At 65.6% G+C, this 9286-nt stretch carries 10 protein-coding genes; 4 read left to right on the plus strand and 6 right to left on the minus strand.

What is annotated here, in order from left to right; genetic code table 11:
• From ACLQ62_RS11685 to dut, 4 genes are all read right to left on the minus strand, one after another.
• A partial coding sequence (locus tag ACLQ62_RS11685) for an aconitase family protein (RefSeq protein ID WP_411721807.1) occupies window positions 1–1017 on the minus strand: 1017 nt, incomplete at its 3' end.
• Window positions 1018–1173: 156 nt separating this feature from the next.
• Complete coding sequence (locus ACLQ62_RS11690; RefSeq protein WP_411721808.1) at window positions 1174–1905, minus strand: DUF3159 domain-containing protein; 732 nt, start codon at window positions 1903–1905, stop codon at window positions 1174–1176.
• A gap of 9 nt (window positions 1906–1914) precedes the next feature.
• The gene (locus tag ACLQ62_RS11695; RefSeq protein ID WP_411721809.1) at window positions 1915–2646 is read right to left on the minus strand and encodes a DUF3710 domain-containing protein; all 732 of its coding nucleotides are present in this window, start codon (window positions 2644–2646) and stop codon (window positions 1915–1917) included.
• On the minus strand, window positions 2643–3101 hold the full coding sequence (gene dut / locus ACLQ62_RS11700; RefSeq protein ID WP_411721810.1) for a dUTP diphosphatase: 459 nt from the start codon (window positions 3099–3101) through the stop codon (window positions 2643–2645). The genes ACLQ62_RS11695 and dut overlap by 4 nt, the downstream gene beginning before the upstream one ends.
• 38 nt (window positions 3102–3139) lie before the next feature.
• Between dut and ACLQ62_RS11705 the strand changes: the two genes are divergently transcribed.
• Window positions 3140–3604, plus strand: coding sequence for a DUF3093 domain-containing protein (locus tag ACLQ62_RS11705; RefSeq protein ID WP_411721811.1), 465 nt, complete (start codon window positions 3140–3142; stop codon window positions 3602–3604).
• Here ACLQ62_RS11705 and ACLQ62_RS11710 read toward each other — a convergent pair.
• Complete coding sequence (locus tag ACLQ62_RS11710) at window positions 3601–3894, minus strand: DUF4193 domain-containing protein (protein ID WP_297358619.1); 294 nt, start codon at window positions 3892–3894, stop codon at window positions 3601–3603. The two genes, ACLQ62_RS11705 and ACLQ62_RS11710, sit on opposite strands and share 4 nt — an antisense overlap.
• Window positions 3895–4094: 200 nt before the next feature.
• On the opposite strand from ACLQ62_RS11710, the gene sepH reads away from it, so the two are divergent.
• Entirely contained in the window at window positions 4095–5123 is a 1029-nt protein-coding gene (sepH, locus tag ACLQ62_RS11715) for a septation protein SepH (RefSeq protein WP_411721812.1), read from the plus strand.
• A 39-nt stretch (window positions 5124–5162) separates the two neighbouring features.
• On the opposite strand, the gene ACLQ62_RS11720 is transcribed toward sepH, so the two are convergent.
• On the minus strand, window positions 5163–6302 hold the full coding sequence (locus ACLQ62_RS11720) for an alkaline phosphatase family protein (RefSeq protein ID WP_411721813.1): 1140 nt from the start codon (window positions 6300–6302) through the stop codon (window positions 5163–5165).
• Window positions 6303–6378: 76 nt separating this feature from the next.
• Here ACLQ62_RS11720 and ACLQ62_RS11725 point away from each other — a divergent pair, with 76 nt between their 5' ends.
• Window positions 6379–8856, plus strand: a complete 2478-nt coding sequence (locus tag ACLQ62_RS11725) for a DNA topoisomerase (ATP-hydrolyzing) subunit A (RefSeq protein ID WP_411721814.1) — start codon at window positions 6379–6381, stop codon at window positions 8854–8856.
• Between the two features lie 126 nt (window positions 8857–8982).
• On the plus strand, window positions 8983–9286 hold a 304-nt coding region (locus ACLQ62_RS11730), incomplete at its 3' end, for a helix-turn-helix domain-containing protein (RefSeq protein WP_411721815.1).

Here is a 9286-nt window from a genome sequence, read left to right on the forward strand (position 1 = left end):
GGCGTAGCGCTCGACGAGCTCGACCCCCTGGAGCCGGTTGGTGCGGCGCAGGAACGCCAGCGTCTCCTCATCGATCGGGAAGTAACCGCACGTGGCGCCGTACTCGGGCGCCATGTTTGCGATCGTCGCTCTATCGGCCAGCGTCAGGTTGGAGAGCCCGTCGCCGAAGTACTCGACAAACTTCGCGACAACGCCGTACTTGCGCAGCATCTCGGTCACCGTCAGCACGAGGTCGGTGGCGGTCACGCCTTCGCGCAGCGCACCGGTCATTCGTACGCCGATCACCTCAGGTGCGAGCAGCGGCAGCGGCTGGCTGAGCATCGCCGCCTCGGCTTCGATGCCGCCGACGCCCCAGCCGAGCACGCCGAGGCCGTTGACCATCGTGGTGTGCGAGTCGGTGCCGACGAGGGTGGCCGGGTAGGCCTGGAGTGCGCCGTTCACGGTGCGGGTGTAGGTGACGCGGGCCAGGTACTCGATGTTGACCTGGTGCACGATGCCGGTTCCCGGCGGGACGACCTTGAAGTCTTCGAACGCGGTCTGGCCCCAGCGGAGGAACTGGTACCGCTCGCCGTTCCGCTGGTATTCGATCTCGACGTTGCGCTCGAGCGCGTCCTCGGTGCCGAACAGGTCAGCGATGACCGAGTGGTCGATGACGAGTTCAGCCGGCGCGAGCGGGTTGATCTTCGTGGGGTCTCCCCCGAGTTCGGCGACCGCTTCGCGCATGGTGGCGAGGTCGACGATGCAGGGCACGCCGGTGAAGTCCTGCATCACGACGCGTGCCGGGGTGAACTGGATCTCGGTGTCGGGTTCCGCGGTCGGGACCCATTCGCCGAGGCTGCCGATCTGCTCAGCGGTGACGTTCTTGCCGTCCTCCGTGCGCAGGAGGTTCTCGAGGAGAACCTTGAGACTGAACGGGAGCTTCTCTGAGCCCTCGACGGCGTCTAGCCGGAAGATCTCGTAGTCGGTGCCCCCGACCGAGAGTGTGTTTTTCGCCCCAAAGCTATTTACGGTAGACACTGGCCTTCTCCTTCGTTGGCACAGGCACATACACGCCTGCCATAGGTCAATAGTGGTTTCCCGACCCCGTGCGTGGCTAGCAAGGCGAACCTAACCAGCTGCGCAGCATCCGTTTCGACCATCGACCCGATTTATCTTGATGTCGAGATAACTCTATCAGGAGGCGGCGGGCAGTTTCCGGTAAACCGCGCGGATGACCAGCCAGGTGACGATCAGCAGGGGTGCGTAGAGCGGGATGCCCATGATCAGTTTCGTCGCCGCGAGCCATTCGACGTTGCCGGCGAGGTAGAGCGGGAGCTGCACGCCGAGCCGGAGGAGGAACATGCCGGCCCAGCAGAGTGTGAGGACCGCGAAAACCCGTCGTTTGACGGCGATGCGGCGCCAGGCGGTGCCCTCGTTCATCAGGTAACCGGCGATCAGGCCGATGATCGGCCAGCGGACCGCGACAGAGATGAGCAGCGCGGCGGCGTAGGCGCCGTTGGTGAGGAAGCCGAGCACAAAGTTGTCCTCGGGCCGGTTGGTCAACAGCGCGAGCGCCGCTGAGGCGCCGGCGGCGAGAAGCCCACCGAGTGCGGAGGAGACGGGTGTGCGCTGCACGAGCCGAAGCACGGTGAAGATCGCGGCCACACCGACCGAGATGCCGAGCGACAACGGGAGATGCTGCGTCAGCGTGTACACGACGAGGAAGAGAAGCCCAGGCAGGACGGCTTCGACGATTCCCCGGATGCCGCCCATCGCCTCGAGCAGGACCTTGCCGTTGGGTTTATCCGCCTGGGCGAGGGCGCCGAGCCCGGACCTGGCGGCCGCGCTGCCGAGCGCCGCCGCAATCGTGTCAGCGGTGTCGGGTTCGGTGGCGCCCGTGCGTTCCTCGGGGACGTTGTCGCTCATCGGTCGTGATCAGGCTGAGGGAGTTGCGGACGCAGGCATCCTGAGGGGGATGAGGTCGCGCGGCGGCATCGGAGCGGAGCCGCGCACGACGACGATGCTGCGGAAAAGGTCTTCGACCTTCGCTGCGGCATCCGGGTCGGTTGCTCCTTCGCCCGCGATGACGCCGCGGAGGAACCAGCGCGGCCCGTCGACACCGACGAACCGGGCGATCCTCATGCCGGCTGCCCCATTCGAACCCTGGACGACAGGGACTTCAGCGACGAGCTCGGGCCCGAAGACGCCTTCTCGCTCCGTAGCGGTTCCACCCTGCTTGGCGATCTGTTCCTGGATCTGCACCCGGGTTTCGTTCCACAGCCCGGTGCTCCTCGGCGCGGCGAACGGCTGGATCTGCAGGGTGGAGCCGGCGTAGTCCAGTCCGACGGCGACGATGCGCTTGGTGCTTTCCTCCACCTCGAGGCGCAGGTTCAATCCTTCACGCGGGAGGATCTTCACTCCGCCGAGGTCGATGTACGGGCGGACCGAATTCGCCTCGGCTTCATCCAGCGGGCCTTCGGTGCTGCGATCATCCGGGGCCGATTTCGACAGGTCGGTTCCCGCCTCGACATCCGCGTCGAGAATTTCGAGTTCCGTGTCATCGACCGTCGCGTTGTCGACGACGACGTCTTCGGCGGTGGTGTCGAGGTCTGCGTCGAGGGTCGACTCCGTCGTCTCGATGTCCTTCTGCTTGTTCTTCCTGATCATTCCTGGGGTCCTGTTCCTGACGTGTTGTACCCGGTGGAGCCGAAGCCGCCATCGCCACGGAGGCTGCCCGGGAGCGTGTCGACCGATACGAAGCGCGCCCGGCTGACGGGCTGCACGATCATCTGCGCGATCCGGTCTCCTGGGGCGATCGTGTACGCGTTCGACTGGTCGGTGTTGAGGAGGGTTACCTTGATTTCGCCGCGGTATCCGGCGTCGACTGTGCCCGGCGCGTTGACGACGGTGATGCCGTGCTTGGCTGCGAGGCCGGACCGGGGTACGACGAAGGCGACGTAGCCGTCCGGGAGGGCGATCGAGACGCCTGTGCCGATCACGGCCCGTTCCCCCGGTGCGAGGGTTACCGCATCCGTCGATTTCAGGTCAGCGCCCGCGTCGCCTGGGTGCGAGTACACCGGCAGCTCCGGGGCGATAATGAGTACGTCAACGCTTTCGATCACGTGTCGAGGGTAGTGCAGAAGTCTGAATGGAAGAGCCGATGACCCGATATCGCGAACGTTTGTGGCCTGCGCCCTGGCTTCTGATTGCCTCGGCCCTCGTGATCCCGGCAAGCATGCTGGTGCTCGCCCCGATCTCCATGACGGCAGGCATCGTGACGGCGATCCTCCTCTACGGGGGGTGCGTCGCGCTGTTCCTCCTCGGCGCTCCGACCATCGAGGTGAACGAGCGGATGCTTCACGCCGGTCGCGCACAGGTCTCACTGGAGTTGCTCGGAGAGCCCCAGATCTTCACCGGGCAGGAAGCCACCCTGCAGCGCGGGCAGCGTCTCGACGCCAGGGCTTGGCTGCTGATCCGCGGGTCCATCGACCCGGTCGTCGTCATCCCACTTCACGACCCGGCCGACCCGACACCGTACTGGCTGATCTCCACTCGCCGACCACGAGAACTGGCCGCCGCGATCGAGGGATCGCGACGGCCAGCAGGTGCCAAGGAACGTCCTTAGGCGGCGCACTCCGCGCAGATCGGTCCGAGCTTCGACTCGTGGTCGATTTGTGAACGGTGCTTCACGAGGAAGCAGTTCACGCAGGTGAACTCATCCGCCTGGGGCGGGAGTACGACGACGTCGAGATCGAGGTCGGAGAGGTCTGCTCCAGGGAGGTCGAAACCACCGGGGTTGTCGGCGTCTTCGGCGTCGACGGATCCGGACAGCTTGTCTGGCACGCGCTCCTTGAGGGCCTCGATCGACTCTGAATCATCGTCGGTCTTGCGGGGGGCGTCGTAATCCGTTGCCATGTCCATCCACTTCTTATGTTGTCGTCCGATCGCTGTCGGCGGCGATAGTTTGCATGATTACGAGATGAATAGCAAACCGGAACCGCTCTGCGTTCGCTTCCGAAAAGCAGAACCCGCGGCACGCCCACGGTATTCCCAAAGAATCGCGGAAGCCGTGGCACCATTTGAGGAACAAATCACAGCCTGAAAGGCAGTTGATCATGCACGACTTGAAAGTCATTGGCGTCGAGGACGGCGCGCTCATCGCAGCCACCGAAAGCGGAGAGCGCTTCCGGCTCCTCATCGACGACGTGCTGCAGTCGCACGTGCGCCGCAGCAGGCAGGAGCCCTCGAGCGGTCCGAAGCTGAGCCCGCGTGAGGTCCAGGCACACATCCGCTCAGGCATGTCGGCCGAGGAGGTCGCCACCCTGACCGGTGCCGACCTCGATTACATCCAGCGGTTCGAGGGCCCTGTGCTTGCCGAGCGTGAGCATATCGTCGGCGCCGCGCTGAGCGTCCAGGTACTGACGGCCATCGAGCCGACCACCGACGAGGACGACTCGACGTTCGGATCCGCCATCCGCGCCAGGCTCGAATCCCTCGGTGCCAGTGATGAGCGGTGGACCAGCTGGAAGGAATCCAGCGGCGGGTGGACCGTCAAGCTTTCGTTCTCGGCCGCGAACGTCGACCACGACGCACGCTGGAGCTTCGAGCCGAAGAGGCAGGCGCTTGCCCCGCTCAACAGCGAAGCAGTCACTCTCTCGAAGCAGGGCGAGCTTCCGACGGCACTCATCCCCCGCCTCCGCGCGGTGGAACGCGAGGATGCCCACCCGGACGAGACCCGTTTCGATAGCGGCGCGTTCAACTTCCGTACCTCTGAAGACAGTGGCGATCTCTCGCCTCACATCGAAATCGCCGCGAGGCCGCAGTCCTCATCGAAGGCTGCAGCTGCTGCAGCGATCAACCGTTCCGAGGATGGCAACGGCCAGTCCAACCAGACGGCGGACCTTCTCGAGGCGCTGAGGAAGCGTCGGGGTGAGCGGGAATCAGCGCATCGCCCAGTCGATGACAGCTCTGCACGGACATCTCCACGCCCGGTCGATGTGCCGCTGGACATCGACGGCCCGCGGGCGAGTGAGTCGCCGACTCCGCCGGAGACACTGAGCGCGTCGACGCGCCCCAAGCGCGGGCGAACCGCGATGCCCTCGTGGGACGAGATCGTTTTCGGCGCGAAGTCGGACGAGGACTAGCGAGAAAGTATCGCTCGGGCGCAGACGGTCATCGAAAGCTCAGCGCTCGAACGCACCCAGTCGCACGAGCGGCACGATGCGCTCCTCCGCGGTGAGCGAACCGTGCTGCCCGATCATGTTCCGTGCCGCCTGGTCGACGGGTCGCGAGTCGTAGTAGACGACGCGTTTGCGGGCGGCAACGAGCACGTCGCCGATTCGCGGCAGCACCTCAGGATGCACGTCGCCGAACAATCCGGCGGTGACCGCTTCTCCCCGAGTGGCGACCCAGGCCCGCTCCCCCTCGCTCTGTTCCCAGAGTGTCGCAAGGGCGAGACGGTCGGCATCCGTCGCTCCCGGCTCCAGGTACAGGTGCAGGCACCGGGGCTCACCTCCGACGTGTCGGACGCCCTCCACCAATTCCGGCGCCTGGTCGAACAGCACGTGCGCCCGGTGCGGCACGTCGACGGAGCCGTGATCGGCTGTCACGAGAACCCCGACCCGCGGCGGCACGGCCTTCAGGAACAACTGCAGTTCCGCGTCGACGGCTTCGAGATAGCTGAGCCATTCCGGGGACTCCCAACCGTACGAGTGTGAAGCCTTGTCCAGCTCGGGGATGTACAGGTAGGTGAGCGACGGTGCACCGGTCGCCAGGATCCGAGCCGTTTCGGCGAACCGTTCCGCAATGCTGTTCGCGCCACGGTATTCGGCGCCACGCAGCACCGCCCGGGTGAATCCGGACGAACGGAACTTCGCCGGGCCGACGGCAAAACTCCGGATGCCGCCTGCCGCGGCCTGCTCGAACACTGTCGCCTCCCGCTGCCAGAGTTCGGGGATCATCCCGTCGTCCCACCCGGTGAGCTGATTCACCAGTCGATCGTTGGCGGCGTCCAGAGTGCGGTAGCCGACGAGTCCGTGTTGCCCGGGCAGAACGCCCGTGGTGAGCGTTGTGAGGGCCGCAGCGGTCGTTGTCGGGAAGACGGAAGTGATCGCTTCACGCGGTCGAGCGGCAAGGAACCGGGCGTGACCGGTCCGGGCAGCCAACTGGGACCGGCCGAGACCATCCACCACCACGACAACCACCGAACGGACCGGCGGGAGCTCCAAATGGTTCGATTCCCCGGCCAGCGCGCGTGCCGAATTCGGCAGAACATCGGCAAGGCTTCGGGCTCCGGGTTTTTCGGTGGGTAGCATGGTGGCCATCCGGGCAATTCTGGCACAACCGCGACGCGGCCGCCGATCGCCCGATCTCCTGCCCCAATTCCCTAAGAAACTCCGGATGTCCCGCACACACACTCCTCCCCCGGCCGATGACTTCACCGAACGCATCGAAGACGTCGACGTCTCCGTCGAAATGCAGGGGTCGTTCCTGGAGTACGCCTATTCCGTGATCTACTCCCGGGCGCTCCCCGACGCCCGGGACGGACTGAAGCCGGTGCAGCGTCGCATCCTCTACATGATGTCCGAGATGGGACTCCGCCCCGAGCGCGGCCATGTGAAGTCGGCACGCGTCGTCGGCGAGGTGATGGGCAAGCTCCACCCTCACGGTGACTCTGCCATCTACGACACCCTCGTTCGGCTCACGCAGCCGTTCACCCTGCGCGTGCCGCTGATCGACGGGCACGGCAACTTCGGTTCCCTCGACGACGGCCCCGCCGCGGCGAGGTATACCGAAGCCCGCCTCGACGCCTCGGCTCTCGCGATGACGGAGAACCTCGACGAAGACGTCGTCGACTTCGTACCCAACTACGACAACCAGCTGACCCAGCCGGATGTCCTCCCTGCGGCGTTCCCGAACCTGCTCGTCAACGGTGCGAGCGGCATCGCCGTTGGCATGGCGACGAACATGGCCCCACACAACCTCATCGAGGTTGTCGGCGCCGCGAGGCACTTGCTTTCCCATCCGGATGCCACGCTCGACGATCTGATGGAATATGTGCCGGGCCCCGACCTCCCCACCGGCGGAACGATCGTTGGCCTCGACGGGATCAAAGACGCATACGCCACCGGCCGAGGCAGCTTCAAGACCCGCGCCAAGGTCAGCATTGAGAGCCTCTCAGCCCGCAAAAACGGCCTCGTCGTCACCGAACTTCCTTACCTGGTCGGCCCTGAGCGGGTCATCGAGAAGATCAAGGACGGTGTCACCAGCAAGAAGCTCAGCGGCATTTCGGATGTCACGGACCTCACCGACCGCAAACACGGACTCCGGCTCGTCATCGGCATCAAAACCGGGTTCAGCCCGCAGGCCGTCCTCGAGCAGCTCTACCGCTACACGCCCCTCGAGGACGGGTTCAGCATCAACAACGTTGCCCTCGTCGGCGGCGGCCCGCAGACTCTCGGCCTGCGGGAACTGCTGCAGGTGTACATCGACCACCGCATCGAGGTCGTCACCCGGCGGTCGGCGTTCCGCCTCGCGCGGCGCAAGGAGCGACTGCACCTCGTCGAGGGCATGCTCATCGCCATCCTCGACATCGACGAAGTGATCCAGGTCATCCGTGCGAGCGACGACACCGACCAGGCTCGCATCCGACTGGTCGAAGTCTTCGACCTGTCGGTGCTTCAGGCGGAATACATTCTCGAGCTTCGGCTTCGCCGCCTCACCCGTTTCTCCCGGATCGAGCTCGAGGCAGAACGCGACAAGCTTCTCGCGGAGATCGCCGAACTCGAACGTCTCCTCGGAAGCCAGGCGCTCATCCGCAAACAGGTGGCAGATGAACTGGCGGATGTCGCCGAGAGGTTCGGGACGCCGCGCCGCACTCTCCTCACCGAAGCCCGGCCGAGCATTGCGACCGCCGCATCAAAGCGTCAGGCCGCGCAACTCGAGGTCGCGGACACCGCCTGCCGGGTGTTCCTCAGCACCACCGGCCGAGCGGTCCGGGTGGACCGTGTCGAAGGCGAAGAGCCTCCAGCGCCCGCACAGGCACGAGCCCGCCGGCGCAGCAAGCACGACGCCGTCCGGTCCTTCCTCGACACCACCTCGCGCGCCGAGATCGGCGCTGTCACGTCTCGTGGGCGGCTCATCCGGTTCACGGCCGTCGACCTGCCCGTCGTACCTGCGAACTCGCTGCAGCTCGCCGCGGGCGTGCGGATCGCCGATTACCTCGCACTCCCGAACAAGGCGGAGCGGATCCTCGCTCTCGTGTCGCTGGAGAGTACCGTACCGATCGCGCTCGGCACGCGACTGGGTGTTGTGAAGCGAGTTACGCCGGGCGATTGGCCGAACAAGCCGGACTTCGAACTCATCGGGCTCAAACCGTCTGACGAAGTGGTCGGAGCGGCGCAGGCACCTGACACAGCCGAACTCGTGTTCATCAGTTCCGCTGCGCAATTGCTGCACTTCCCCGCATCCGGTGTCCGGCCGCAGGGTCGCGCTGCGGGAGGCGTCGCCGGCATGAATCTCCCGGCGAATGCCCACGTCATCTTCTTCGGGGCGCTCGACCCCAACGCCGAGAACGTCGTCACGACGGTGTCGGTGTCCTCCGCAACCATCCCGGGCACCGACCCGGGCAGGGTCAAGGTGTCGTTCTTCACCGAGTTCCCGGCGAAGGGCCGTGCCACAGCGGGGGTGCGCGCACACTCCTTCCTCAAGGGCGAGGACGGTCTCTCGCTGGCCTGGGCCGGGCCTGCACCAGCACACGCCGTCGGTGCGGACGGATCGGCAAGGACGATTCCGGATCCCGGCGCGAAGCGCGACGGATCCGGCACGGCCATCGACTCGGTGATCGCCTCGATCGGACGCGAAATCGCCACCGACTGACCGGCCCGGAAAGGATGGGTGGCTTCGTTCGTCGCCGCCCTTGGTCACCGATTCACCCGCTCCGGACCGAAACACCCCTTGGGTTCAGGGGGTCGTTGCAACACCTGATTATTAGAGGTGTTCGCAATGGTTGGTGTTCCTGGTTTTCCCCGTGAGGTTCGTCGTCGGTTCTGGGAGGAGTTACGGGCTGGTGGAACGGCCAAATCGGCCGCTGACCGGGCCGGCGTGAATCCGTCGACCGCACGGAACTGGGTAAGCGAGGCTGGTGGGATGATTCCGCCGCGCACTACGACATCGAATCGGCTGACGTTCCTGGACCGGGAGGAGATCTCGTTCGGGCGCGCGCAGGGTGAGAGCATGCGCTCGATCGGACTCCGGATCGGCAAGGCAGCGTCAACGATCAGCCGGGAACTGCAGGCGGGAACCACAG

The sequence above is a fragment of the Mycetocola sp. genome, from assembly GCF_046716805.1.
GTDB lineage: Bacteria > Actinomycetota > Actinomycetes > Actinomycetales > Microbacteriaceae > Mycetocola_A.

Bases quoted from the DNA above. Each gene is read 5' to 3' on its own strand.
- ACLQ62_RS11690 (WP_411721808.1), bottom strand. From the start codon at position 1,905: ATGAGCGACAACGTCCCCGAGGAACGCACGGGCGCCACCGAACCCGAC.
- ACLQ62_RS11695 (WP_411721809.1), bottom strand. From the start codon at position 2,646: ATGATCAGGAAGAACAAGCAGAAGGACATCGAGACGACGGAGTCGACC.
- ACLQ62_RS11705 (WP_411721811.1), top strand. From the start codon at position 3,140: ATGACCCGATATCGCGAACGTTTGTGGCCTGCGCCCTGGCTTCTGATT.
- ACLQ62_RS11710 (WP_297358619.1), bottom strand. From the start codon at position 3,894: ATGGCAACGGATTACGACGCCCCCCGCAAGACCGACGATGATTCAGAG.
- sepH (WP_411721812.1), top strand. From the start codon at position 4,095: ATGCACGACTTGAAAGTCATTGGCGTCGAGGACGGCGCGCTCATCGCA.
- ACLQ62_RS11720 (WP_411721813.1), bottom strand. From the start codon at position 6,302: ATGGCCACCATGCTACCCACCGAAAAACCCGGAGCCCGAAGCCTTGCC.
- ACLQ62_RS11725 (WP_411721814.1), top strand. From the start codon at position 6,379: ATGTCCCGCACACACACTCCTCCCCCGGCCGATGACTTCACCGAACGC.